This window comes from Psychrobacter sp. van23A, from assembly GCF_030845275.1.
In the GTDB taxonomy this organism is placed as follows: Bacteria; Pseudomonadota; Gammaproteobacteria; order Pseudomonadales; family Moraxellaceae; genus Psychrobacter; species Psychrobacter faecalis.
Map to the genome: position 1 here is coordinate 1870899 of NZ_CP132595.1, position 25675 is coordinate 1896573.

Annotated in this window: 21 protein-coding genes; 7 read left to right on the top strand and 14 right to left on the bottom strand. The window is 44.2% G+C overall.

Translation table 11 applies throughout. From position 1 onward, the window contains the following. Window positions 1–808: 808 nt before the first annotated feature. Entirely contained in the window at window positions 809–2032 is a 1224-nt protein-coding gene (locus RAH45_RS07985; protein ID WP_306495120.1) for a transglycosylase SLT domain-containing protein, read from the top strand. A gap of 137 nt (window positions 2033–2169) precedes the next feature. Here the strand turns inward: RAH45_RS07985 and RAH45_RS07990 are convergent, their stop codons facing one another. From RAH45_RS07990 to RAH45_RS08000, 3 genes are all read right to left on the bottom strand, one after another. Then, window positions 2170–5211 (bottom strand): LysM peptidoglycan-binding domain-containing protein, encoded by a 3042-nt coding sequence (locus RAH45_RS07990; RefSeq protein ID WP_306495121.1) that lies wholly within the window; start codon window positions 5209–5211, stop codon window positions 2170–2172. Window positions 5212–5382: 171 nt separating this feature from the next. Continuing rightward, window positions 5383–5877 carry a nuclear transport factor 2 family protein gene (locus RAH45_RS07995; protein WP_191692031.1) on the bottom strand — a complete coding sequence of 165 codons (495 nt, stop codon included), beginning with the start codon at window positions 5875–5877 and terminating at the stop codon, window positions 5383–5385. A gap of 286 nt (window positions 5878–6163) precedes the next feature. Further along, window positions 6164–7474 (bottom strand): hemolysin family protein, encoded by a 1311-nt coding sequence (locus tag RAH45_RS08000; RefSeq protein ID WP_193030583.1) that lies wholly within the window; start codon window positions 7472–7474, stop codon window positions 6164–6166. Between the two features lie 512 nt (window positions 7475–7986). On the opposite strand from RAH45_RS08000, the gene yajC reads away from it, so the two are divergent. The 6 genes from yajC to RAH45_RS08030 all read left to right on the top strand — a co-directional run bounded on the left by yajC (window position 7987) and on the right by RAH45_RS08030 (window position 14554). Further along, window positions 7987–8316 carry a preprotein translocase subunit YajC gene (gene yajC, locus RAH45_RS08005; protein ID WP_068408182.1) on the top strand — a complete coding sequence of 110 codons (330 nt, stop codon included), beginning with the start codon at window positions 7987–7989 and terminating at the stop codon, window positions 8314–8316. 309 nt (window positions 8317–8625) lie between these two features. Continuing rightward, entirely contained in the window at window positions 8626–10503 is a 1878-nt protein-coding gene (gene secD / locus RAH45_RS08010) for a protein translocase subunit SecD (protein WP_102076529.1), read from the top strand. Window positions 10504–10512: 9 nt separating this feature from the next. Continuing rightward, complete coding sequence (gene secF / locus RAH45_RS08015; protein ID WP_193030585.1) at window positions 10513–11775, top strand: protein translocase subunit SecF; 1263 nt, start codon at window positions 10513–10515, stop codon at window positions 11773–11775. A 183-nt stretch (window positions 11776–11958) separates the two neighbouring features. Continuing rightward, window positions 11959–13353, top strand: coding sequence for an MATE family efflux transporter (locus RAH45_RS08020; RefSeq protein ID WP_306495122.1), 1395 nt, complete (start codon window positions 11959–11961; stop codon window positions 13351–13353). Between the two features lie 108 nt (window positions 13354–13461). Beyond that, a complete protein-coding gene (locus tag RAH45_RS08025) occupies window positions 13462–14193 on the top strand; it encodes an AzlC family ABC transporter permease (protein ID WP_306495123.1) in 732 nt (243 codons plus the stop codon). Continuing rightward, entirely contained in the window at window positions 14183–14554 is a 372-nt protein-coding gene (locus RAH45_RS08030) for a branched-chain amino acid transport AzlD family protein (protein ID WP_306495124.1), read from the top strand. Before RAH45_RS08025 ends, RAH45_RS08030 begins: the two co-directional genes overlap by 11 nt. 243 nt (window positions 14555–14797) lie before the next feature. Here RAH45_RS08030 and purF read toward each other — a convergent pair whose 3' ends face one another. The 11 genes from purF to RAH45_RS08085 all read right to left on the bottom strand — a co-directional run bounded on the left by purF (window position 14798) and on the right by RAH45_RS08085 (window position 25568). After that, window positions 14798–16333 (bottom strand): amidophosphoribosyltransferase, encoded by a 1536-nt coding sequence (purF, locus tag RAH45_RS08035; protein WP_200661945.1) that lies wholly within the window; start codon window positions 16331–16333, stop codon window positions 14798–14800. A 245-nt stretch (window positions 16334–16578) separates the two neighbouring features. Next, window positions 16579–17076, bottom strand: a complete 498-nt coding sequence (locus tag RAH45_RS08040; protein WP_068408192.1) for a CvpA family protein — start codon at window positions 17074–17076, stop codon at window positions 16579–16581. A gap of 70 nt (window positions 17077–17146) precedes the next feature. Next, complete coding sequence (locus tag RAH45_RS08045; protein WP_102076526.1) at window positions 17147–18181, bottom strand: quinone-dependent dihydroorotate dehydrogenase; 1035 nt, start codon at window positions 18179–18181, stop codon at window positions 17147–17149. Window positions 18182–18420: 239 nt separating this feature from the next. Then, window positions 18421–18846, bottom strand: coding sequence for a DUF4870 family protein (locus RAH45_RS08050; RefSeq protein ID WP_102076389.1), 426 nt, complete (start codon window positions 18844–18846; stop codon window positions 18421–18423). A gap of 127 nt (window positions 18847–18973) precedes the next feature. Continuing rightward, window positions 18974–19537, bottom strand: a complete 564-nt coding sequence (gene gspM / locus RAH45_RS08055) for a type II secretion system protein GspM (protein WP_306495125.1) — start codon at window positions 19535–19537, stop codon at window positions 18974–18976. Between the two features lie 2 nt (window positions 19538–19539). Continuing rightward, window positions 19540–20832 (bottom strand): type II secretion system protein GspL, encoded by a 1293-nt coding sequence (gspL, locus tag RAH45_RS08060; RefSeq protein WP_193030589.1) that lies wholly within the window; start codon window positions 20830–20832, stop codon window positions 19540–19542. Between the two features lie 120 nt (window positions 20833–20952). Then, window positions 20953–21411 carry a SixA phosphatase family protein gene (locus RAH45_RS08065; RefSeq protein WP_193030591.1) on the bottom strand — a complete coding sequence of 153 codons (459 nt, stop codon included), beginning with the start codon at window positions 21409–21411 and terminating at the stop codon, window positions 20953–20955. Window positions 21412–21501: 90 nt separating this feature from the next. Further along, window positions 21502–22788 carry an NAD(P)H-dependent glycerol-3-phosphate dehydrogenase gene (locus tag RAH45_RS08070; protein WP_198328781.1) on the bottom strand — a complete coding sequence of 429 codons (1287 nt, stop codon included), beginning with the start codon at window positions 22786–22788 and terminating at the stop codon, window positions 21502–21504. A gap of 213 nt (window positions 22789–23001) precedes the next feature. Next, window positions 23002–23676, bottom strand: coding sequence for a nitroreductase family protein (locus RAH45_RS08075; RefSeq protein ID WP_198328780.1), 675 nt, complete (start codon window positions 23674–23676; stop codon window positions 23002–23004). A gap of 45 nt (window positions 23677–23721) precedes the next feature. Beyond that, complete coding sequence (zapE, locus tag RAH45_RS08080; protein WP_191692056.1) at window positions 23722–24828, bottom strand: cell division protein ZapE; 1107 nt, start codon at window positions 24826–24828, stop codon at window positions 23722–23724. A 74-nt stretch (window positions 24829–24902) separates the two neighbouring features. Continuing rightward, window positions 24903–25568 (bottom strand): alpha/beta hydrolase, encoded by a 666-nt coding sequence (locus RAH45_RS08085; protein ID WP_201541388.1) that lies wholly within the window; start codon window positions 25566–25568, stop codon window positions 24903–24905. Window positions 25569–25675: the final 107 nt, after the last annotated feature.

Consider the following 25675-nt stretch of genomic DNA (forward strand, 5'->3'; position numbering starts at 1 on the left):
AAGAAAGAATGTCTTGTCATGAGACTTCCCATTTTTATAGCTTCCGGTTATGGCGCTAAAATTTGTTTCATCGCTTAAAGCTCTATTTTTTAATGAATTAATAAGGTTTTTAACGGTGATCATTTAAATACTCTCTTTGCCTTATTTAGCTGATGCGACAGTGGTTTTGAAACAGTATTTTTATTTTAGCGTCGCGATAAGATTAGAGCAAAATCTCTCTGATGGTGTTTTCTTACTCGCTAGCAGACAAGGGATATTACTCATCTTTATCGCTGAGCAAACCATATTATTAGCCAGTTCCTCTACTACAATCGATTTAAAGAGTAGCTCGTGATTAATATAAATGCAGCAACGATTAAGTGCAGTTGTACGGCGCTTATGCTGCGTATTTGTCTCAATAATTTATTCATGACCTTACCTATGTTTCATATGGTTTTATAGGCAGTCTTTTAATCAATAACTCGTTTTATAGCGATGAAGGAATCATCCGATTTATAGCCTTCGCGCTGTGGTGCGTCTTTTTTCTAGAATGATTTTTGAAGTGCGTGTTTTATCTTCTAAAAAATAGCTACCTATGCGTTAAATGATAAAAAGACGGTTGCGCTAACGGTTATATATTTGATGTTAGCAGCGCCATATGTAAACAAGATGACAGCGACCTTATGCTATTTATCAGGCTGATGTGATCTAGAATGTAACGCCAGTTTATGCCACTTATATAGCCATACGCTTTTTATAACTATATAAGCCGCATAAATTGATCAAGCATTTTTATGGTATGCAGGATGGCTAAAATCAGGAGACATCCATGCAGCGTATTACTTACCGTGTGAAAGTATCTGTGCAAGGGGCCAAACGCCGTATTTCTTATTTACTGCGTCCATCTAAGCGCTTACTGCACACCAAAAGTAACTTCGTTCCAGCAGTTGCACCTATCAAAGTGACTGGTTTCGCCAAAACCAAATTTTCCAAAACCAAGAAATTGGCACAAGTATCAAGCATCGCTCTGCTCTCTTTACCGGCTGAGAGCTTGACCACGATGAACGCGCCCGTGCCCGCCTATGCACATGTTATGTTAGAAAACACTCTAACGGTTGCTGCTGTACCGGGTGATAGTACCTACTTTGCAACCGACGGTTTTCAGCACGGTTTTGGCTATGATTTAGTGCGTAGCTATGCAGATGGGCTTGGCGTCAACATCAATCTCAAAGCCTATGCTAGCGAAGAGGCCGCGCTCAGAGCCTTAAAATCAGGCGATGCCGATATGGCTTTGACCACCGCCAGCACCCAGCTAAAAAGCCAGCTAGATTTAGCCTCGATTAATGTGAGCTGCGGCTATGATGCCAGCTTAACTAAGAACGGTTTACACCCTAAAGTTAGTTGGACGTTTAATTCCGCTAATGACCCGTTATCACAAAAAGCCAGTTACTTTTTATGTGATAGTATTAAGCTTGAACACACGCAAAAATTGGCGGCGTTTTATAATCAGAACTTATTAAAAGATGCTTATAGCCAAGACCATTTTAAAAAGACCTTGACAGAAAAGTTGCCTGACTATCAGTCATCGTTTCAAGAGCAAGCGCGTAATTATAATCACGACTGGGAGCTACTGGTCGCCATGGGCTATCAAGAGTCGCATTTAAATGCCAATGCCGTCTCTCCGACTGGCGTGCGCGGTATCATGATGCTGACCAATAATACCGCTAAGGCCATGGGCGTCTCTGATCGCGTTGACCCTTATCAAAGTATTGGCGGCGGCGCGCGTTATCTGGAGCAAATGAAAGCCGATTTCGCTGATGTGCCAAAAACCGATCGCATCTGGTTTGCCCTCGCCGCTTATAATATGGGTCCAAATGCTATAAAAAGTATCCAGCGTAAATTAAGCGCCAATGGCATCGATGATAAAAGCTGGGCAAACATATATGCTTATTTGTCGGAAAATAGAGCGTCGAACAGCCGTTATGGTCAGGCAATGCATTATGTGAGTAATATTAGAAGTTATCTTGAAACCATTAAAACCCAAACGGTTTAATATGGTCGTGCTAAAGGCTCTAAACCTTGAATAAAGTCTTAAATCTTGAACAAAGTAATGCCAATAAAAAAGCTGCTCTTATAAAAGAGCAGCTTTTTTTAATGCTTAAAATTTGTCAAATGCGATTACATTCTACATTAGCGATTCGGTACGGTTAAACGTTGACCGCGTTGTAGCATGGTATCGACAGCGATATTGTTCATATCGGCAAGCTCTTTGGTGGATACGCCATACTTACGTGCTAGGCCAATCAAACTATCGCCCGAGCCCACGGTATAGCTGACCGTTGCTTTTGGTACTTTGATGGTCTGCCCACGTTGTAACTGGGCGTTGGTCGCCAAATTATTGGTCGCCGCCAAATCCTCTACCGATATCCCAAACTGACGCGCTAGCGCAATCAGACCATCGCCCGCTTTTACTTTATAGCTTTCGGTATTACCAAGTTTTTTACCAGCGCTGGTGCTACTGGCTGTTTCTGTACTTGCGGTGCTGCTCTTACTATTGTTACTAGTATTGTTAGACGTGCTAGCAACACTGACCGTACCGTTTGCAGGAATGGTAATCGTCCGACCCAATATCAGATTAGAATTGGTTTTTAAATTATTGGCAGCGGCCAAATCACTTAAGCCAATATTGTAACGCTGAGCAACGCCCGTTAACGTATCGCCTGATTTTACTTTATAGCTAACCGCTTTGTCATTAAGCTGACGATCGACCAAATCTTTGGTGACAGGCACTTTGATTGTCTGACCACGCTGTAAGCGCGCTTTGGCATCAAAGTTAGGGTTGACGGCTGCTAGCTCTTCAGGACTGATACCAACACTATTTGCAATACCAATTAAAGTATCACCCGATTTAACCTTATAGTTAGTCGTTGCCACTGTGCTTGTAGGACTATTGGTTTTCACAGGATTGCTAGCGCTGCTAGAGCTAGTATTTGCGGCAGTAAAGTCTACATTGGCAGGCACTTTTAAGATTTGACCGACGTATAGTGAGTCCATCGTACCCATATTATTTAAATTTGCCAAGGTGGTGGTCGGTACATTAAATTGACGAGATAGCGCAATCAAACCATCGCCCGGTTTGACTTTATAATTTTTGGTAGCCGTACTGGATTTACTAGGTTTGGTCGATGGCGCAGCAGGCGTGGCCGCAGGCGCGATGACTTTACCAGGTACCAACCACAGTTTTTGCCCACGTAGCAAGTCTGCTCTACTGCTCAGATTATTGTAGGTGGCTAGCTGAGTCACTGACAAACCAAAGCGATTGGCGGTACCGATTAGCGTATCACCGCCTTGAACGATATAGCTTTCAGGCTGGCTTGCGGCGGTATTGCTCGCACTACTCAATGGCTCGATAGATTTGGCGTTATATAAGTATAATGTGCTGCCTGCTAGCAGATTGGCACTCGCATCTATCTGATTCCATTCAGCGATATCACGCCAGCTAACACCAGCACGACTAGCAATATTCGCCAAGGTATCGCCGCGCTTGACGGTATAAGTGCTACGCGTGCCTTGTGGTTTTGGTTTGCTAGCCGATTTTTTCGGGAAGCTCAGTTTCTTCTCTTGCCCAGTCGCTTCTAAAATCGACTGCTGCGTCTGAACAGCTGATAGGTTGATATTACCATCGGCATTGACGATATTGGTTTCAGGCGTACTAATACGAATCTGATTGGCAATGTAATCACGTTCCGCTTTACTTAATGGCGGCTCTTGAATGATGGTATTGTTTTGCGTAATTTGCGCCGATGTGGTCGGTAAGCTGTTACTGCTCTTTAGTTCAGCGTTAATCTTTTTGGTTTCAGCAGACGTCAGCGGTGGCTCAGTACGGACGGTATTGTTGTTACTATAAACGGAGCTGCTGGTCGGTGAAGCCGTCGGCGGAATATAACTGGTGGTCTGCTGCGGTACGCTTGCGCTCGCGGCATACTCTGCAAGGGCGCTGCCGGTAGTCGGTAATGAGCCACTACTGGTGTATGGTTTATTATTGTAGCTTGGTGTGGTTGAGCCTGAATAGCTAGGCGTCGTGCTAATACTGGTATTGCTAGAAGCAATGACATTACTACTACCATTACCTCTTAACGAGCTAAGCTTAGCATCTGTCGTCAAGCTGACATCGTTTGGAATGATAATACGCTGCGGGCCTGATGCGTCGACGCGCGCTGATGTCAGCGCCGTATTCAGCCTTTCTAACTCATCGTAACTGACCCCTGTCACTTGCGACACTTCAGCTAGGCTTACACCATAATTGACCGGTACACTACGGAAATGCTGACGGTTAGCAATAGCAGGCAGATAGACGCCATATTGCTCAGGCTTGGCAACGATTTCGGCAACCGCCAAAAAGCGCGGTACATAGTTCATGGTTTCAGTCGGTAGTCTGAGCGACCAATAATCGGTCGGCAAACCGCGCGCCGCATTGGCATCAATGGCTTTTTGTACGCGACCAGGACCGGCGTTATAAGCAGCTAGTGCCAGCTCCCAACTGCCAAATTGATTATGCAGCGCAGTCAAAAAGTCGTAAGCGGCACGCGTTGATTCAATCACATCACGGCGACCATCATAGGTACTACTTTGATTTAGACCATAGATACGCCCAGTACTTGGAATAAACTGCCATAAACCTGCGGCGGCGGCACTACTGGTACCACTTGGATCGTAGGAGCTCTCAATCACTGGCAATAACGCAAGTTCGGTTGGAATATTACGGCGCTCAGCTTCTCGCACCGTATGGTAAAGGTAGCGACTGGCACGGGCGGTTAAACGGTTTAGATAGTCTTGGCGACTGGTAAACCAACCTTTTTGCGCTTCAATACGCTGATTATAAACAGGGCGTCCACCATTCATACGGTAGCCTGCACGCAAGCGATTCCACAAATCACCATATTGTTGAATAGCAAGTTTATTGCCTTCAACCATCGTCATATCAGTCGCTTCTAATAAATCTGCCAGCTCATCTAAGCTCTCAGCATCCAAAAAAGCCGTTGAATAATCAGCGCCCGTGCTTGGTTTAGTCACTTGAGTAGCGGGACGTTTGTTAACCACAGCTGAGCTGCCGGTCGCACCCGTCTTTTTTACCGCTGAGGTATTACTACAAGCACTGATAAGTAAAGTCGACACCGCCAGCGTCAATGGTAAAGCGATAAAGGAGCGAGATTTTGATGACACAGTAGACATGATAGTGGAAGTTTCCTAACAACAATAAGTGATAAAATAAAGTTAATCGACAGTATAGTACGCAATATCAGACAAAAACCAGCCTAATCGTAAAGATAATGCGCAAAAAGTCATCCGTCCTATCTTTTGATGGCTTACTTCATTATACAGAACTTGATATATGACTAATTTTTAGTTGATGGTCACTTGTGAGACCGCGCGTAAAAGCACCGCATTACCTGTAGATAAAGTCAGTGTGACCCGCGATGAAGTGACAAATGAAACTTTTTGACCGTCTTTTACCCAGCTTTCATTGGTGGTGACATTGGCTTTGGCTTGGTCGCCCGTAATCACAATGTTATCCACCGTAATATCGTAGCGATAATTTGACGTATCACGCCAGCTTCTTTGCAGCAGTTGCAGATAAGCGTCTTTATCAAGGCTGGTGGTTTTGCCTTTTCTGGACATCGAAATCAGTGCATCATCAGACACCAAGCGCGCAACTTGATTGGTGTTTTGGCTATTGGCAGCTGATTTCATGGCAGCGGCGTAGTTTTGTACCAGCGCATTGCTCATGGTCGCCGCTTGCGCGTTGATACTAATAGCGCCAGCAGCGGCCACTACCGCTGTCACGCCAGCACTTTTTATCAATAGAGCAATTAGCCCTTTTCCCCATAGTCGTTTCATGATATTCCTTAGTAATACTATTATCATTATCGTCGTGTGTCGTTAAAGCCAAATAATGTTATGGCGATAGATTATGGTCATACATTGACTTAAGACCTAAATTTATCAGGCGCTTATAATTCTTTTGTTTTAAGGCTATTTGTGTGTAAAACTTAGGTTAATTAACGACACATTGTTATGTTAGTTTTAGCCTATCACCCAATTCTCACAGCTATGTGACACCCTGTGTGATTATTGCGAATCTCACGCAAAACAGTGCTGTGCATTTATCTGCTCAGTCCAATTTTTAATGACCATTTTTCTCATGCTTGTGTTCATTATGGCCGTCTTCATAACTTTCATCATCGCTGAGCTTCATGCCTAAACGCTCAACGCGTCTGTCCATCATCTGCCGAGCTAAGGCTTGCATGTCTTCGACGCGATCTATCTCATCGACAATTTCAAGCCCTAATAAAGTTTCAAACACATCTTCTAAAGTTACCAAGCCTTTAACTTCGCCGTACTCACCAACGGTGATAGCAATATGAATACGGTTTTTTAGCATCAGCTCTAATAAATCAAACAGTTTCATCTTTGAAAATACAAAGGTAATGTCGCGTTTAAACTGGGTCAGCGGTTTATGAGCAGCATGATTAAATTTTGCCAAAAGCATGTCAGTTTTTAAGACAAAACCGGTGATATTGTCCAAATCGCCATCATAAATTGGCAAACGCGAAAAGGTCAGTTTTGGCCGATCAACCAATAAATCAGCGACGGTTTTATGCTCTTCAAATGCAAGCATTACCGAACGCGGAGTCATGATATCTTCAACTTTAATCGCCCCAAATGCCAATAGATTACGAATAATACGTGACTCTAAGGGATCGATTTGTCCTGATTCTTCGCCAATGCTCGCGAGTGCCGCGAATTCACGGCGGCTAAACGCTTGCGGCTCTTTACCGCGTACCAGTAGTTTGGTTAATTTTTCTGAGAACCAAATCAAAGGATAGAGCAGCAAAATAATACCGCGGACAAAATAAGCAACCATGCCGCCCAATTGACGCCAATAAATAGTGCCTAGGGTTTTTGGCATGATTTCGGATAAAAACAAAATAGCCAAGGTCATGAACGCCGAAAAAAGTCCAAACCAAGCACTACCAAAGACAATCGTCGCCTGCGCACCCGCCCCAATCGAGCCTAAAGTATGCGCCACGGTATTTAACGTTAAGATAGCTGCTAACGACTGATCGATATTATCGACCTTTAGGCGTTTTAGCATGTTGGATTTTTTTGGGTTCGTTTCTTGCAAGTCAGCAATATATGACGGCGTCATACTCAATAATGCCGCCTCGGCGAGCGAACAAATGAACGAGATGCCAATGGCAATGAGCACAAATAAAATAAGCAGTAGAACGCTACTAGCAGTAGGATTTGCTACCTCGCCCGCCGCCCAAACCGCTTGTGGTAGCAAAGAGGTTAGCAATAGAATAAACGCGAAAAACGATTTACTATTAAATCTGATCACATAAGAGCGACCATTGCCACCCATCGTCGGGGGAGGTTCAGCAGAAGCGTCTTTGCGGCAAGCGCGCGGACGGTATAAGCGAGGTACAGACATAAAAAAGGTAAACAAGTTAGGTAACCTAAACAAAGAAGAAAAAGGAAATCACAATATATCATGCGCAAGCGCCAGCAGATAGAAAATAATAGCCGATAAATGCGAATGCATTTCTATCCAATCACTAAAAACGCGCTCAAACAACTCTATTATACAGCCATTTGGTTTATGATAAGAGCTTGTTTAATATCAATGTTAATAATAGTGTTTCGCAATAAATTACCATACTTATCAGTTACTTATAAATTTATGCCCACGAAATTTTAAACTGATAAAGTTAATATAAATTTATCATAGCTTTATGTTAACTTAACATTTGGCTTTTTTGTCTGCTCAGTAACTTATCCTTATATCCTTTATAATAAGAAAACGCCCACCATTATAACGGTCATGGTTAGTCCGTGAGTTTTAACAAAAACGCTCTCAGCCTATGATTAACAGTTACCAAGCCTGAGATTTTTTGTTACTATGCGTGTAAATTTATTCTTATCTATGACTTACTGAGAGAAATTATGAGCTTATTCATTCAAGCGGCCCATGCGGCACCAGAAACTGCCGGCGCTGCGTCAATGTTTGGTCAAATCTTGTTGCCGGTTGCCTTTTTTGCCATTTTTTACTTTTTGGTGATTCGCCCACAGTCTAAGCGTACCAAAGAGCACCGCGCGATGGTTAACGCCTTGACCGTTGGCAGCGAAATCATTTTTGCTGGTGGTCTTATGGGCCGTATCAAGGCATTGGAAGGCGATTATGCGGTTGTGAGCTTAAACAACCATACCGACGTTAAAGTACAACGTGCGTCAGTGATTTCAGTATTGCCAGCTGGCACGATTGAAAGCGTTTAATTGTCATTTAGAAATTTAATAATTGACAAACTTTTATTGAGCTTAATTGCTACTAGTTATCAATTATTGGTTGTAATGACTGTAAAATGACCGTAAATAATGTACGGTCATTTTTCGATTAACTGTTTACGCTTAACCGTTTTTTGCTTTACTATCATCGCGGATGATCGCAGTGGTGCAGAATTTAGTACGACTACTACTATACAACAGTAGCTCTCCATTTAATCACCTGCCATTGTTATCGCTAACTTCCCATCTGCTAACTTGTGGCCTGCGTCGCCAGTAGTTTATCAACTTAAAGAAGTGATTATGCAATATCCCGCTTGGAAATACTTACTCATCGCCGTCGTGCTTATCATTGCCGGTCTATATGCGGCCCCTAACCTCTATCCTGATGAACCTGCCGTACAGATTACCAGTGCCGCAGCAGGTACGCAGCTGTCTGAAGGCATCTTAACTGAGTCTAAACGCTTACTTGAAGAGGCTGGCATCAATAATCATGATGGCACCTTTGAGGGCAACAGTGCGCTGGTGCGTCTCGACAATCCAGTCGATCAGCTAAAAGCTCAGGAAGTGCTGCGTCAGAATTTGGGCGAGGACTATGTGGTCGCGCTAAACTTGGCACAAACGACCCCAGAGTGGTTGCGTGATATCGGTGCAAAACCGATGAAACTCGGGCTTGATTTGCGCGGCGGTGTACGTTTTGTACTAGAAGTGGATATGGATAAAGCGCTCGAGCAGCGTTTGACCAGCGCCAGTCGTGATATGCGCCGTGACTTACGTGCTGAGCGTATTGCGGTTAAAGGTATCAAAACCGAAAAACGTGGCGTGGTGCTGCATTTCGCTGATACTGATACCCGTAACCGCGCGCAAAACATCTTACAAGGCTCGATGGGTAATACTTTCACGCTACAGTCTTCGATTGATGAGCAAGGCCCAGCGCTAATTTTAGCGTATAACGATGCCACTTTAGATGAAATCAATAGCTACGCCGTCAACCAAAACTTGACCACCCTACGTAATCGTATTGCTGAGCTTGGGGTGACTGAAGCTTTGGTACAATCGCAGGGTGCTAGCCGTATCGTCGTTGAGCTCCCGGGCGTACAAGATACCGCTGAGGCAAAACGTGTCCTTGGTCGTACGGCCAACCTTGAGTTCCGTATGGTTGCTGAAGGTGCTGAAAACTATATGGGCGGTATTCCGCCTGCTGGCACTGAAGCGTTTCCCTTTGAAACACTCGATGGTCCGCCAGTATTGCTTGAGCGTCAAGCGATTGTCACCGGTGATAAAGTCACCAATGCTCAGACAGGCATCGATGAAAATGGCTCGCCTGAAGTCAGTATTACTCTAGATAGTGCTGGTGGTAAGCTCATGCAAAATGCTACCCGTACTGCTGTCGGTAAACAAATGGCGGTGCTGTTTATTGAAAACAAACAACGTATCGCTTATAAAGAAGACCCAGCGACTGGTGAGACGGTTGAAGTACGTACACCGTATGCAGAGACCAAAGTGATTAACCGTGCCAATATCCAAGCGGTACTGGGCTCATCATTCCGTATTACTGGACTTGATAGTAGCGCTGAAGCGGCTGAGCTTGCTCTTTTACTACGTTCAGGTGCATTAGCAGCTCCGATGTATTTCGTGGAAGAGCGGACGATTGGTCCATCACTCGGTCAAGAAAACATTGAAAAAGGCTTATTCTCTACCCAAGTTGGTTATTTATTAGTTTTCGCGTTTATGATTGTTTTTTATCGCTTATTTGGTGTCATTGCCAACGTGGCCCTAGCAATTAACGTCATTATTATCATTGCCATCATGTCAATCTTAGGCTCATCACTCACCCTACCGGGTATTGCTGGTATTGTCTTGACCATTGGTATGGCGGTCGATGCCAACGTGCTGATCTTTGAGCGGATACGTGAGGAGCTGGCAAATGGTGTCCGGCCAAAATCCGCCATCGTCGCAGGTTTTGACCGTGCTTTTAGTAGTATTTTCGATGCCAATATCACAACCTTACTGGTCGCCTTTATCTTATTTGCGATAGGTACAGGTCCGATTAAAGGCTTTGCGATTACCCTCGCGATTGGTATTGTCAGCTCGCTATTTACCGCCATTTTGGTGACGCGTGCGCTGATACAAATTGCTTACGGCAAGCGCAAATCTATCAAACGTCTGAGCATCGGTTAGGAGAAAACTATGGCTATCGATAATAACAATCCGCTAGAACAAGAAAATAACCCAGATCGAAATGGCTCAAACGGTGAAGCAAATACTACTGGTACGCGCCGCCGTAAAAAACCGCGCCGTGATGGCAAAGGCAGTAATACGCAAACCAATAATCCTAGAAGCTCTAAATCGACCGGTTCAAAAACACGCCGCGGTGGGAAAGAAAATCAAGCCTTGGCGACCCAAGCATCTGGTAACACAGCAGCGGTTGATCCTAATTTGATGTTAGGTGATTCTGCCGAAGATGCCGCTGCTTACGCAGAAGGTGGTATCAAAGCGATTGGGGATCAGCGTATCATCCCCTTTATGAAGATAGAAAAGCCGATGGCCATCTTATCGCTGCTTTTGGTCATTGGTAGTATTATCGCGATTGCGGTCAATGGACTGAACCTAGGTCTTGATTTCACCGGCGGGGTGTCAGCAGATGTGCGTTATGAGCAGCCTGCTGAGCAAGCCGACGTGGTAAACGCGCTAGCCGATAATGGCTTTGACGATGCGGTCGTACAGTATCTAGGTACGCGCCAAGAGCTTTTAGTACGCTTGCCACCCCAATCAGATAACGTCGACGGTCTAAGCACAAGCTTGAGTAAAGCATTGGCATTGCCTAATAATAACGTTGAAATCAGTAACGTTAATATCATCGGTAGCCAAGTCGGTAACGAAATCTACTTAAGCTCAGTTATGTCGTTGGCACTAGCATTGGCTTGTATGCTTGGCTATGTCGCCCTACGCTTCCAGTTTAAGTTGGCGCTTGGCGCAGTACTGTCGCTATTCCATGATGCGGTGGTAACCATCGGGGTCTTTGCCTTATTTGGCTTTCCGTTCGACTTAACCGTCCTAGCTGCTGTACTGGCGCTGATTGGTTACTCGCTAAACGATACGATTGTTGTTTATGACCGTGTCCGCGAAAACTTCCGCCGCGTGCGTGGTATCACGCCGCGTCAAACAATTGATTTGTCATTAACAGAGACGCTACGCCGTACGATTATGACCATCTCAACGGTACTTTTGGTTGTACTAGCGATGTTATTCTTAGGCGGTGATGGTCTATACTGGTTCTCAGTGGCGCTGTTTATTGGTTTACTTGCGGGTACTTATTCTTCAACTTATATCGCAAGCTCTATTCCTTTAAGAATGGGCTTATCACGTGACGACTTTATCGTGAAAGTAAAACCTGAGTTTGAAGAAGAAATCGTCACGTTTAATGATCCAAAAATGTATGAGCAAGACTAACGCTTGTATAGAAGCCAATAACTAGACTTTTAGTTATTCAGCCCACAAACGTTATCACGATAAAAGCACCTAAACTCTAGGTGCTTTTGTCTTTATACTATTTTTATTCATCTTTTAATGTTATTCGATAAGTCATCACTAAACTTTTCTGTCTTATTATATGGTTATATAAGCGACTACGCTATGTCATCTACCCTGCCGCCAAGTGCTATGCCACCTATTGATACTCGCTATGCGCGTATCATCGCGATTGCCTTGCCTGTGTTGTTAGCCAATCTAGCAATGCCGCTACAAAGCGTCATTGATACGGCGATTGTCGGTAATATGAATGACACTGCCAAGCTTGCTGGCATGGGTTTGGCTATTCAGCTGCTGTCTTTGATATTAGTCAGCTTTAACTTTTTGCAATATGCCTCCTCTGGTCTTTCTGCACAAGCACTCGGTCAGCTTGCTAACAATAACCCTTCTAAGCAAACGCAATCGCCGCTGCTATCAATTTTGCAGCGAGCTTTATTACTTGCGTTAATGATTGGCGCAGTGCTACTTATTGCAAAACCTTGGCTCATTGATTTTGGCTTGCAGGCGCTTTCTGCCAATCCTGATAGCGGTCGTGCAGCCAAGACTTATTTAGATGTCCGTTTTTGGGGCGTTATCGCAGAGCTAATGAATTTTGCCTTTATCGGCTGGTTTGCTGGTCAAGGCAAAACCCGCTATATGCTTTATCAGCAAGGCTTTATCGCCATGCTTAATATTATTCTGACCTTATTTTTCGTTTATGTGCTGCAGATGGGCTTGGTTGGGGTAGCATTAGGGACGACCATTGCCTTTTGGCTTGGGGTGGTCTTAGCATTGTGGCTTAGCCGTCGACATTTGCAAATCTCTTGGCGCGCGTTATTTAATGCTAATAAGGAACATTTTACTAAAGATAAGATGCTTAGGCTATTTTCGTTAAATAAAGATATTTTTATCCGTACGCTTATTTTAACCTTAAGCTTTGCTTGGATTACCCGACTGTCTGCCCAAAGCGGCGATGTTATTTTGGCCGCCAATGCTATTTTATTGCAGGTATTAAGCATCTCAGCCTTCGCCCTTGACGGCGTGGCGGTATCGGCAGAAACCTTAAGCGGACAAGCAGCAGGACGACGCGATTGGCCGCGCTTTCGTATTATCGTCAAACGCACAGGCGTGGTCAGTTACGGCCTTGCCATGATGCTAAGCGCGATTTGGTGGCTGGCGATGCCAACTTATTTGGATTTTATGACCAATATCAAACCCGTCTTTGCGCTAGCTTATGACTATCACCTTTATGCGGTATTATTGCCACTCGTTGGCGTTGGCGCTTATTGGCTCGATGGAATATTCTTTGGTTTAACGGCTGGTAGCGTCATTCGTAATGCCGCGCTGATATTGGCGCTTATCTTTTTCCCTTTAAGTTGGATACTCTACCAGCAATGGGATATGACCGGTATTTGGCTTAGCGTTTGGTGCTTATTATTATTAAGATTGATGATTCTTGGTGGGTTTTTATACCGTGCCCATCAAACAGGCAGCTATGAAAAATTGCAGCCTGAAGCTTGACCATTAAAGTAATTAGCTAACATGAGGCGTTTTAAAAAGAAGAAAAGAGATAATCAACGACACATCAAAGTAAGAAAAATTAGAGATTAAGAAAAATTAGGATATCACGTGACTACTCAATCAAATGAGATAAACCAAAATCAAGCCTATTATTACCATTGGGCAGAAGGCTTTAAAAAAAGCTTGCCAGTCGCCATGGGTTATCTGCCAGCAGGCATCGCCTTTGGCGTGCTCGCACAAGTAGCCGGTGTACCAGTGTGGGCGACTATTATGCTAAGCGTGGTATTATATGCAGGCGCGGCGCAATATGCGTGTCTACCGATGCTAAGTGCTGGGCTACCGATTGGAAATATTGCTACCAACATTGCCGCTATTAACTTGCGTCACGTCTTTTATGGTATGCCGTTATTGCAGTATTTGCCAAAAAATAAAATAGCGAAAACCTATTGTTTATTTGCCCTCACCGATGAAACGTTTTCGGTAATGACCAGTTTGCCAAACGAGTCGCGCCAATCACTCATACTGCCGGTTAGTTTATTTAACCAAAGCTGGTGGGTACTTGCCAGCGCTATTGGTGTGATGATTGGTAGCACTCTAAGCGATTTAATACCGCATTTAGATTTTGCTTTGGTGTGTCTGTTTGCGATTTTAGCTTATGAGCAGTTTCAAAGCATCGAACGTTACTTCCCCATCGGTATTGCTGTGATTGCTTTGATGATTGCCTCATTATTTACCAGTAATTGGTTGTTACTCGTCGCGATTACGATTTGTATGCTGCTGATTTTAGCGCGTGGTTTTTGGTTACAGCGCAGTGTACAAGGAGGCGGCAATGAGCAGTAGTTATTTGATTCTTGCCACACTGGCGATGGCAGCCGTGACCTTTATTACCCGTGCCCTGCCCGCTTTAATACCTAAAAAGCTGCTAGATACGCCGTGGCTACATCGCTTAAATGAAAGTCTGCCGCTGTCGGTGATGGTACTGCTGATTTTAACCAGCCTTTCTTATCAAGGTTTGTCAGACAATGCTGGCTTCCAAGCTGGCTTAAATAGTGCCGAAGTACATTTATTTATGGCACAAATTGGCGCGTTATTATTGGTGCTACTTATCTATCATCTTAGTCGTCAATTGCTGGTCAGCATGATCGTCGGTATCGCGGCGATTAATGGCTTTTTGTGGTTATTTACGCGTTTTTTAGGCTGATTAAACGTTAAAGGTTCGTTTTATATAGTAGATTAATTTTAAAAAAGATACAGCGCGGCTGGGATGAATTTTTCGTAACCTCTGTGATAACAGCAAACAAGGAAAATTTATACCAGCCGCCTATGGCTGTTTATTCATCATTTTATTTCATACTGACTACGTTTATTTGTGCTAATAAAAAAGGCTGGAATCTTTACGAATCCAGCCTTTTTACTTACTACCATTTTTGAGTTACTTATTCTATTATAACTCTTCTACGCCCATCATATCGACTGGGGTATCAGCAACGATTTGCACGCCTTTTTTGCTTGTTTTGGCGGTGTCGTTACGTTGCTCTTGTAGATGATCGAGATACGCTTCATTGATTTGCCCAGTGATGTAGCAGCCATTAAATACCGCGCAATCGAAGCCTTCAACTTTACTATGCTTAGTATCTTTAACCGCTTCAATCAAATCGTCCAAATCTTGGAAAATCAAGCGGTCAGCGCCGATAATCTCGCGTACTTCTTCAACGCTATGACCTGAAGCAATCAGCTCGCTACGCACTGGCATATCGATACCATAGACGTTTGGATATTTAACCGGCGGCGCAGCACTGGCAAAGAATACCTTACGAGCACCGGCATCACGTGCCATTTGGATAATTTCATGACAAGTCGTGCCGCGAACGATTGAGTCATCGACCAAAAGAACGTTTTTGCCTTTAAACTCAAGCGGTACCGCACTTAACTTTTGACGCACAGATTTTTTACGTTGCTGCTGACCTGGCATGATAAAGGTACGACCGATATAGCGGTTTTTCATAAACCCTTCACGATATTTGACGTTCATTTTTAGCGCCAGCTCCATCGCTGAAGTACGCGAGGTATCAGGAATAGGAATAACCACATCAATATCATGGTCCTCACCCCATTCAGCAAGGATTTTATCAGCCAGTTTTTCACCCATACGTAGGCGTGATTTATAAACCGAGATATTATCCATAATAGAATCTGGACGGGCAAAATACACATATTCAAAGATACAAGGCGTGTATTCTTTTTGCTCAACGCACTGATGCGTATGCAGTTTATGGTCCAAATCAATAAAGATCGCTTCGCCTGGTTTGACATCACGGACAATGCTAAAGCCTGAACCTGTCAACGCAACTGACTCTGACGCGACCATATATTCTGTGCCACCGTTAGCTGCCATACGCTTACCAAAAATCAGCGGACGGATACCGTTTGGATCACGGAATGCTAGCAACCCATGACCCGTAATCATGGCAACCACGCCATAAGCGCCTTCAATACGGCTATAAACCGCTGTCACTGCTGCAAAGATATCCGTAGGCGTCGGGTGGGTTTTATTGATATTTTGCATTTCATGCGCAAGCACGTTTAGCAACACCTCAGAATCTGAATCGGTATTGAGATGACGGCGATCTTCTTGATACAAAGATTTTGCCAGACCTTCAGCATTGGTTAGGTTACCATTGTGCGCAAGGGTAATACCATAAGGCGAGTTGACGTAAAAAGGCTGTGCTTCGGCGCTACTTGAGGTACCAGCGGTCGGGTAACGAACGTGACCGATACCAAACTTACCCACCAGTTTTAGCATATGACGGTTCATAAACACGTCACGTACCATGCCATTTTCTTTACGTAAATAAAGACGCCCATCCTGTAAAGTCACAATACCTGCCGCATCTTGCCCGCGATGCTGCAACATGGTTAAGGCATCATAAAGAATTTGGTTGACCGGCTCATGAGCTGCGACCCCAACGACTCCACACATAGTTGTATCCTATTTTGTACCACACATTGATAACACAATAACGGCTGATAAGCGTGTCTTAAATGTTTGCCTATCTTTTGCCGCAAAGCTGATGATCTTGCTGAGAATAACGTCTTACGGACAATAGATAAGGCTAATTATCCATAAGACAAGTTAATGATGACAAATAGAGGTATATTTTACGAATATTAAAGACGCTTGAATAGTTTTTTTAAGTGCTTAGCATGCCTTTGGATCTATAAAATTTAAGACTGATTGACCTGATCCCATGCCATCCCAAACATATCTGAGACCAGCTCTTTACCCATGGGCGCATAAGGCAGTAATTCAGGCGCGAGCACTGAGGTTTCCCACTGCGGCATTTGTACCAACAATGGCGCGCTGACGCTAAGCACCACCAAAACCATAAGCACGTTTTTTGCCGCGCCAAGTACCCCGCCCGCCATTTTATCAAGGACGCCAAGACGTAAGGTTTTAAGTACGCCAGAAAACACAAACGCAACCAGATGCATAATGGCTAAAATAGCAATCACAATCACTAAAAACGCCAGCGCCATTTGTAAAACAGGATTCTCTACCATACTTGATAATTGCGGCGCGACCGAACCTGCCAGACGCGTGGCAGCAATAAGTGCGATAAACCAACCGACTAAACCGACAGCTGTCTTAATCAGACCTACCTGAAAACCACGCCATAAGCCAATCAGGACAACCACAGCAATTACAATATCTAAACCACTCATGTTTATCGCCTCATTTGCATCTTATTTGGTGTACTTCAGTGAAGGTGAAAAGCTTGCAGTTTTAACAATCTTAACCTTCCATCGCATCGTAATAGCCACCGATAGATTGAATGCAAGACTGTACCAGTCCCGGCCCTTTATAGATAAGTCCTGAATATAGCTGCACCAAATCTGCACCTGCTTCAATTTTTTTGACGGCTTTGTCACCGCTATCGATACCACCAACGCCAATCAACGTGACCTTACCACCCAACTGGTCAGAGAATTGTTGTAGAATTTGCGTACTAATGTGGCTGACCGGACGACCGGATAAGCCGCCTGCTTGCTCACCATCGGGCAAATCTTCGACACCTACGCGGCTCAACGTGGTATTGGTGGCAATCAAACCATCAATCTCAAAGTCCAGCAACTGCTTAGAGATGTAATCCACTTGTAATGGCTCTAAATCGGGGGCGACTTTTAGGACCAAAGGCACATAAAAACCATACTCGGTTGCCAGCTGATTGTGGCGATTTTTAATGGTATCTAATAATTGGGTTAACGCTTCACCGCTTTGTAGGTCGCGCAAATTTTTGGTATTCGGCGAGGAGATATTAACCGTAATATAAGACGCATGCGGATAGACACGCTCTAAGCAATAGACATAATCATCAGCCGCATTTTCAACCGGAGTCGCAGCATTTTTACCGATATTGATGCCGATATTGCCTTGGTATTTACAGCGCTTGACGTTTTCAATCAGGTAGTCGACGCCTTCATTATTAAAACCCATGCGGTTAATAATGGCATCGGCTTGCTTGATTCTAAATAGTCTAGGTCTGTCATTGCCAACTTGCGATTTTGGGGTGACCGTACCTACTTCGATAAAACCAAATCCCAACTCTGCTAATGCATCAATATAATCGCCGTTTTTATCCAAACCGGCGGCAAGCCCAACAGGATTGGCAAATTGCAAGCCCATACAGTCGGTTGGCTGCATTGACTGACCATACACTAAGCCTAACACACGCGCTTTATGAGCTTTATCCAATAAAGATAAGGTCATCTCATGCGCGTGCTCGGGGTCCATATTAAACAAAAAAGGGCGAAGTAAGGCGTAAGACATAGTAATGACAGACCCTGCTTAAAAAGAAATAATGAATGAGAAAAACGAATGCGGTCAAGCGCTGCGATTATATCAGCTTAACTGAAATAAGACCAAAGTTTCATCAGGAAAATTACGCCATATCCTGCCAATAAGTAAGCGTTAATACTGTCAATTGACTGACTAAACCTAGTAAAGAAACCCCTATCAGACAGCATTTTTATTCACATCTACCACTTATTGATATTCATATTTTCAGATTAAGGCACTGGGCGGCCATCAGCAAGCGCAATCCAACCACGCACAATACGGTACAGATGCCAAATAAAAGTAAAGCCCATCACCATAAAACCTAAAATGGCCATTAATACTGAGCCGATGGCAATGTTGTTGGTTTCAGCGAACATACTGACACCAAAACCGCCTAAGGCAAAGGTGACAATAAGCACCCCAATGACGAACAGGACAATACTGTACCAAAACGTCTTGATTTGCCAGTCAAAATGGGTAGCGAGCCAAGTACCGTCAGCATCACGGCGTTTGGCATAGTTCATAAAGATAGGCACAATCCACAATAGCCCAGCGGTAAAATAGCTGAGCACATAGAGCAAATAGGTGATGTGGTTATACATCGTCAAAGAGCGGCGTTTATCATCACTCATCGTATTATTAGAATTATTTATCATGCTGTCACTCGTTATGTTCTGTGGTCTGTAGTTATTTTTATTGTGGCAAATTATCAGGTTTTCAATGTGGTAATTTTTAAAGCGTTAATGTGGTTAAATATTTTTCTTACATAATTGACTAAAAATATTAAGAACTGACGGTTGCCTGTACTTGAATGGCCTTGGTAACCAAATCTTGTTGCATCGACAGTTGAGTAAATTGCCAACCTTGCTGCTCAAGATTACCCAGCGCCCCGCTCACCACCGCTTGGCTTGGATGGGTAAAGCTCAGCTGCACCGCATCGCCTGCTGCAATGACCTGCGCATCAGCAATCCCTGAGTTATTTAACAGCGCACTGATACGGCTAGCCGGCGGCATCGCTTCAGCGCCATCTGCTGAATTGGTAGCATTTAACGCATTGCTATCAATATTACCAGCTTGGGCACGCAACCAAAAATAGTCAGCAACCTGCTCTTGATACTCATTTTTTCTCGCTTTTGCTGCTTGATGGACGCTATAGCCGCCATAACCACCGACAAATAACAGCAAAAACGCCGACAATAGCAGTAAGGCTAATTGGTCACGCGCAGACAATGTTTGCCAACGTGTCATTAAAATATTTTGATAGCTACTCATGCGCGTTGATAATGCGCTGCTTTTAGGGTCAGTCACCATAGTGCTGCGTTTGGCAAGGCGTTGTAATCTTTTCATGGTTACCCTTTATTGCTAACGCTACTATTGTTTTCTACCACATCAACGGTCACTTGACCACTAAACTGCCCTTGCTCATTGCCGTTCACTTGTTCCAACTTAGCATTTAATCCTTGAGCAACTAGCGTATTGGTAAATTGATCAAGACTGCCGCGGTCTGGTGCAATCAGTGTAAAGCTAAGTGCAGTTGGCTGCATGACTAACGCCTGCGCGCGTAATGACGACTGTTTAATCAGCGGTGATATACGTGATAATACCGCTATGTGAGCGTTAGGCGCTTGGCTATCACTACGCAGTTTTGGTTGCAACTGCACTTGCAATTTCGTGCGCGTACTAAGCGGCTCATTAGGAAACCAAGACTGGTACTGGGTGGCAATCTCAGTTTTGGTCGCTGCTGCTGCCGCCTGATACTGGTAGAATTGTACCCCATCGGTCGCCATCTGTAATATCAGTGCTGACAGCGCCACCATCATCGCCACCCGCAGATATGGTGATAATTGCGAATCGGTCGATTTAATAAAAAAGTTCAGCGCATGACGCTCAGGAATTTCAAGCGGTTTAGGAGCAACTGGTAGCGTGGTTAATAGTAATTGATGCTCGGCAATCATTGCCGCCGTTTGAGTAGTTACTTTGACGGTAGTTTCATGCTTGGTTAAATCAATATCATCGAACGCAGGCTCATTAACCATATCAGTAGCGTGGCTCGAATCTACAAAGGCGTCATCAATAGCTGGTAATAGCAGCACTTCGCTTAAATGTGGAAAACGCTCAAAGATTAAAGGCAGATAACTGACGGCCATGCCTTGATGTAAGGATTGGCGCAGTAGCATGGTGTGGTTATCTTGGTACAATACAAGTTGCTGACCTGCGCCCTCTTCTGGCGTTGGCAGTAATAAAAAATCAGGCAATAACGCTACGATGTTCATGCCAACAAGCTTAGCGCTTTGCTGCCATGCTTCGATATCGCTTTGAGCCAAAGCATAGAGATGATGGCTGGTATTTTCAGTCATTTGGCGAATGGCTAATTGTTCAACCGGCGTCAGAGAAGTTTCTTCAAATAAATACTGCTTACCGCTCATACCTAATTGTTTAAGCTGAGCCGTATTTAGCTCAGACTCTACTTGTAAGACATGGCTTGATGGGAAATACAGGCAAACCGATTTTTGGCTATTGGTTTTATAGCTACCATAGATATCATGCAGCTGTTGCCAGCCATCGACCAATTGCCATTGTTTTATATCTTCGTGCCAGACCGCTAGAGGACTGTGCTGCGCTCTTAACCAAACATGTAACACCAAATGTGTCCTTAATTATCCAAGCTGTTGTTTAGAGTCATTGCTGATTAAAGCTGTCATTTATTAAAGCTATGGTCTAGCAAGCATTTAAATGTCTTATGAGCATGTGTATGATTGATACTAATAAGGTTGTTCTGGGACAAAGCGGTCGATCTCGGTTGCCATACCCATCATCACAAAATCCATCTCAAACACGCGCGCTTCTGCCAAAGAGAAGGATTCAGGATAATCACCCGTTAGCAGGCCTGCGATGTGAGCAACGATAGACATATGACAGACGACCACCAGACACTCCGCTTCAACATTACCAATATCGATGAGCGCCTGATGGGCATCGTCGGATGGCGTGATATTCTCTTGTATTTGTGAGGGCACGTTAGGAGCGCGCAACTGTAATTCTGCCAGCGTCTGCTGCGCCCGCTTATAAGGGCTCACAACAAAACAATCAGGTTGATAATGAGTGGTAATATATTCTGCCGTTTCCGCCGCTTGTTTCTGACCAAAATCTGTCAACTGCCGTGCACTGTCTGGGCGCGTCCCATCTTCTGCTTGACCATGACGTACTAAGATAATTTTCATAATCTTAACCACCTTGTGTGTTACGTTTACCTGACTATTTTGATGATAAAGTAATGTTAACAATGAAATAGCTACATTCTGCTAAACGCTTTACTTATTTTCGTCTTTTTTATGCTTAGTCTTGCTTGCTGTTTGCATTTGCGCCGTTAGTGCCGCATTACTATGGTCATGCTCCATGACAAACTCAACATCACTACGGAAGCCCGCTTCCATAAGATGTAAAGCAACGCCAAGTGCCGCTTTGTCTTCATAAATGACTGCATGAAGCGCATGGGTAATCGGCATATAAATGCCTTCTTTGGTGGCTTTTTCATGTACTTGCTGAATGGTGTTGACGCCTTCAGCGGTTTGACCCAATTTTTTGACCGCCGCATCAATGGTCATACCGCGACCGAGCATATTACCAATACGGTAATTGCGGCTCAGCTCTGAGCTACAAGTGGCATATAAATCACCGACACCCGACAGACCTAAAAAGGTCAGCGGATTGGCACCGGCATGGACACCAAAACGGCTCATTTCCGCTAAACCGCGCGTTAATATCATGGCTTTGGTATTTTCACCGACTTCATAAGCTGCCGCCATTCCCATGGCAATGGCATAAATATTTTTTAGCGCGCCACCAAGCTCAACACCGCGAACATCATCACTGGCAAACACTCTAAAGAAAGCACTATGTAATGCTGCTTGTACCGCATGGCGTAGTGGCTCAGAGTCACTGGCAATGACCGTAGCAGACGGCATATTTTTCATGATCTCAATGGCGAGATTTGGCCCTGACATCACGCCAAAATTTACTTCCGGCAGCTCATCTTTAATAATATCACTCATCAAAGCAAAGGTATCTTTTTCCATACCCTTGGTTAAAGAGACAATAGATTGCCCGCTAATAAAGGGCGCGATGCTTTTAAGGGTTTCGCGAAACGCGAGGCCTGGGACAGCGATAAAAATAATATCGGTATCTTTGACCGCCGCTTGTAAATCGTGGCTGTATTTGAGGCGATCATCAAGCTTATAACCGGGCAGATATTTTTTATTGGTCTGCGTCTTTGCCATAGCCTTAACAGTACGTTTATTGCGTACCCACAGCGTGGTATCACAGCCATTACGAGCAGCCAAGTTTGCCATCGCCGTACCAAAGCTACCGCCACCTAAAAATGCCAAACGCAATTTGGTTGGATTGTTATGGATTTCTGCCATATTTTTTGCCACCGCAGATTCAACCGCGCTAGGATTTAACTTCTTACGTCCAAGCCCAGATTTGGTGGCACGCTCAATGATACCGGATAGCAAACTGTTTTGTTTTTCAGCCCCTTTGTCATCTGTTTGACTGTCCTCTATATTTGCATCTGTCTTTTTATCATTAGCGCTGGTCATATTATTTTATCCGTATTGACTGACTGAATTATGATTAGAATTTGTGCTGAGTATACAGTGAGATTGACGGTATGTTTCAACAATTATTGATATAGAACCGTTATTTTATTGAAATAACGTGACCAGTTTGGTCATTGTTTTGCTTTGCTGTGTCGCGTTATGACAGCCATTACCTTATTGAAACATCGCCGTAATCATAGACCTGTCTCGACGCTATGACTCAAAACGCAGTAATGGCTCAATATCAATCGGCTTGCGCGTTGGCATATCGCAAGGACTGCTGCCAGTATAAACAAAAGCCGTGACATAATCATCTGTGCCAACGTCAAAATAGGCTTTGACGGCAGGCTCATTGGCCAATAATCCCGTACGCCAAACCGTACTAAAGCCCTGAGCTTGTAGTGCCAAAATAAGGTTTTGCACTGCTGCACCTGCACTGAGCATTTGCTCAAAAGGTGGCACTTTTTTATGCACTTGCATGTGGGTGACGACTGTAATAATAACGGGCGCACGCAGCGGCATATTGTAGGTTTTCTTGCGTGATTTCTCAGACAGCTCTTCGCCCTCTTGCGCCGCTTGTGCTTCAGCAGCTGCTAAAAAAGCACGGCCCAAGTCGTGACGCGCATTACCTTGGGTAACGATAAAGCGCCACGGACGCAGTTTTTTATGATCAGGCGCGGTAACCGCACAATCAATAGCTGCTCTAATCTGGCTTTCTGTCGGTGCAGGAATGCTCAAATTGCCGATACTACGTCTTGATTTAATCCAGTTAATCAGTTGCTCATCGGTTACTTGCGCGTTTGCCCCTCTCGGGCTTTCGGCTTGATTTTCTTCACTATCACTGTTCAGTTCGTTGCTATTATCCATATTATCTTCAGAACTATTCATATTTTATCCTTATTTATTATTATGTAAATGCATTAGCGATATGCCTTACGCCGCTTCTGAGCCTTCGATGCGATGGTCCATGCGCAAATAATCTTCTGACTGCATCTCAAGCAGGCGTGAGCGCGTCCGCTCAATCTCAAAGGCCAATTTTTGTCCTTGATAGAGCTCGAGAATTGGCTGCTCTGCTCTTACCAACAGTTTGACACGGCGATCATAAAACTCATCAACCAGATAAATAAAACGGCGGGTCGGATCGCGCAAATCATCATCTAAAGCGGGCACAGAATTGATTAACACCGTGCTAAATTCTTTGGCAATCTCGATAAAATCAGACGCTGAGCGTGGCTCCATACACAAATGACGGAAGTCACAAAATAAAATATCTTCGGTACGGGCATTGATTTTGATTTCGCGACCATTGATGGTAATAGGCGCGTTGCTGATTTTTTGATTGTTAGACAAGCTAGCGAAACGGTTGGCAAGCCAGTGGTGATTGGCCTTAGTCAACGGCGACTCATATAACTCCGCTTGCTGTAAGACACGCAGGCGATAATCAATACCAGAGTCAATATTCATCACTGTGGTGTGACGCTCAACTTCGGCGATAGCTGGCATAAAGCGATCACGGTGTAGACCATCTTTATAAAGCCCTGCTGGTTCAATGTTTGATGTGGCGACCAAAGTCACGCCGCGATTAAATAGCATGGTAAACAAATCACCCAAAATCATCGCATCTGAGACGTTGGAGACAAAAAACTCATCAAAACAAATAATCACTGCTTCTGCATAAATGATATCCGCGACTTTTTCTAGCGGATCGCTTTGACCTTGCAGATTATTTAATTCTTGATGGACGCGCTGCATAAAGTGGTGAAAATGCTGGCGCATCTTACGCTCAATGGTCAAAGAGTCGTAAAACATATCCATCATCCATGTTTTACCGCGTCCTACCCCGCCCCACATATACAAACCTTTGGGCGCTGCAGGTTTCGACTTTAAAAAGCTAAAAAAGCCTTTTTTTTGTGCCACGCTATCATTGAGCTGATGATACAACCCATCTAAATAGCTCATCGCCTGATATTGCTGCTCATCTCGAGTAAACTCATCAGTGCTAATGGCCTGCTCATAACGTTGCAAGGGAGATAAACTCATAATACGACTCATCATTAGACAAAATAAATATAAAAAACTAAAAGCATTGTTAGCTAAACGGGCTGACAATGCTTTTAGTGCGAATCTTTAGACCCAAAACTATGCTCTTCCAACAAACCTTTTAGCTCAGATAAACGTCCGTGAAAAAAGTGCCCAGCGCCATCAACGATACTAACCGGCAGTCCGAGACGCTCAGCAAACTCCTGCATGCTAGCAGGCGCAACCACATTGTCTTCATTGCCATATATCTCAAAGGTTTTCTCAATCGGTAAGCTCAAATCATCGGTGGCGTTTTTTTCAACGGAGGGTGCGATAAGAGCAACGTTTGCTATTTCAAAATCACTCAATCCCCAAATGTGTGGCGATAACATGATTTGCTCAGCGACGCGCGCTATCACATAACCACCAAAGGAGAAGCCACCTAGCCATAGCTTACGAGCGTTGGTTTGCTCTGCAATCCATTGTAGCACGGTCATCGCATCGACTACCTCCCCATCTGCGTAGTCGTGCTCGCCGGTTGACTGGCCGACGCCGCGAAAGTTAAAACGTACCACATGCATGCCGCTATCACGCGCAAAACGATACATGGTCGTGACCACTTTATTGTTCATTGTGCCTTCAAATAACGGATTAGGATGACAAAGCAGCGCCACTGTATCGGTATTCGCATCTTTAGGATTGTCTTGTTGCCATAGCGCGTCGACTTCGAGCACGCCAGCAGGAGCAGGAATCAGTTGCATAAATTTACTTATTGGTTAAAAGTGAATACCTCAATTATCCTAGATATGGTTTATATTTCAAGTAATTTGCTGTGTACCTGCAACGTTGCACACAATAACCGCCTAGA

What these genes read in the sequence shown, in the direction of transcription:
- RAH45_RS07985 (WP_306495120.1), top strand. Translation starts at nt 809, where the DNA reads ATGCAGCGTATTACTTACCGTGTGAAAGTATCTGTGCAAGGGGCCAAA.
- RAH45_RS07990 (WP_306495121.1), bottom strand. Translation starts at nt 5,211, where the DNA reads ATGTCTACTGTGTCATCAAAATCTCGCTCCTTTATCGCTTTACCATTG.
- RAH45_RS07995 (WP_191692031.1), bottom strand. Translation starts at nt 5,877, where the DNA reads ATGAAACGACTATGGGGAAAAGGGCTAATTGCTCTATTGATAAAAAGT.
- RAH45_RS08000 (WP_193030583.1), bottom strand. Translation starts at nt 7,474, where the DNA reads ATGTCTGTACCTCGCTTATACCGTCCGCGCGCTTGCCGCAAAGACGCT.
- yajC (WP_068408182.1), top strand. Translation starts at nt 7,987, where the DNA reads ATGAGCTTATTCATTCAAGCGGCCCATGCGGCACCAGAAACTGCCGGC.
- secD (WP_102076529.1), top strand. Translation starts at nt 8,626, where the DNA reads ATGCAATATCCCGCTTGGAAATACTTACTCATCGCCGTCGTGCTTATC.
- secF (WP_193030585.1), top strand. Translation starts at nt 10,513, where the DNA reads ATGGCTATCGATAATAACAATCCGCTAGAACAAGAAAATAACCCAGAT.
- RAH45_RS08020 (WP_306495122.1), top strand. Translation starts at nt 11,959, where the DNA reads ATGTCATCTACCCTGCCGCCAAGTGCTATGCCACCTATTGATACTCGC.
- RAH45_RS08030 (WP_306495124.1), top strand. Translation starts at nt 14,183, where the DNA reads ATGAGCAGTAGTTATTTGATTCTTGCCACACTGGCGATGGCAGCCGTG.
- purF (WP_200661945.1), bottom strand. Translation starts at nt 16,333, where the DNA reads ATGTGTGGAGTCGTTGGGGTCGCAGCTCATGAGCCGGTCAACCAAATT.
- RAH45_RS08040 (WP_068408192.1), bottom strand. Translation starts at nt 17,076, where the DNA reads ATGAGTGGTTTAGATATTGTAATTGCTGTGGTTGTCCTGATTGGCTTA.
- RAH45_RS08045 (WP_102076526.1), bottom strand. Translation starts at nt 18,181, where the DNA reads ATGTCTTACGCCTTACTTCGCCCTTTTTTGTTTAATATGGACCCCGAG.
- RAH45_RS08050 (WP_102076389.1), bottom strand. Translation starts at nt 18,846, where the DNA reads ATGATAAATAATTCTAATAATACGATGAGTGATGATAAACGCCGCTCT.
- gspM (WP_306495125.1), bottom strand. Translation starts at nt 19,537, where the DNA reads ATGAAAAGATTACAACGCCTTGCCAAACGCAGCACTATGGTGACTGAC.
- RAH45_RS08065 (WP_193030591.1), bottom strand. Translation starts at nt 21,411, where the DNA reads ATGAAAATTATCTTAGTACGTCATGGTCAAGCAGAAGATGGGACGCGC.
- RAH45_RS08070 (WP_198328781.1), bottom strand. Translation starts at nt 22,788, where the DNA reads ATGACCAGCGCTAATGATAAAAAGACAGATGCAAATATAGAGGACAGT.
- RAH45_RS08075 (WP_198328780.1), bottom strand. Translation starts at nt 23,676, where the DNA reads ATGAATAGTTCTGAAGATAATATGGATAATAGCAACGAACTGAACAGT.
- zapE (WP_191692056.1), bottom strand. Translation starts at nt 24,828, where the DNA reads ATGAGTTTATCTCCCTTGCAACGTTATGAGCAGGCCATTAGCACTGAT.
- RAH45_RS08085 (WP_201541388.1), bottom strand. Translation starts at nt 25,568, where the DNA reads ATGCAACTGATTCCTGCTCCTGCTGGCGTGCTCGAAGTCGACGCGCTA.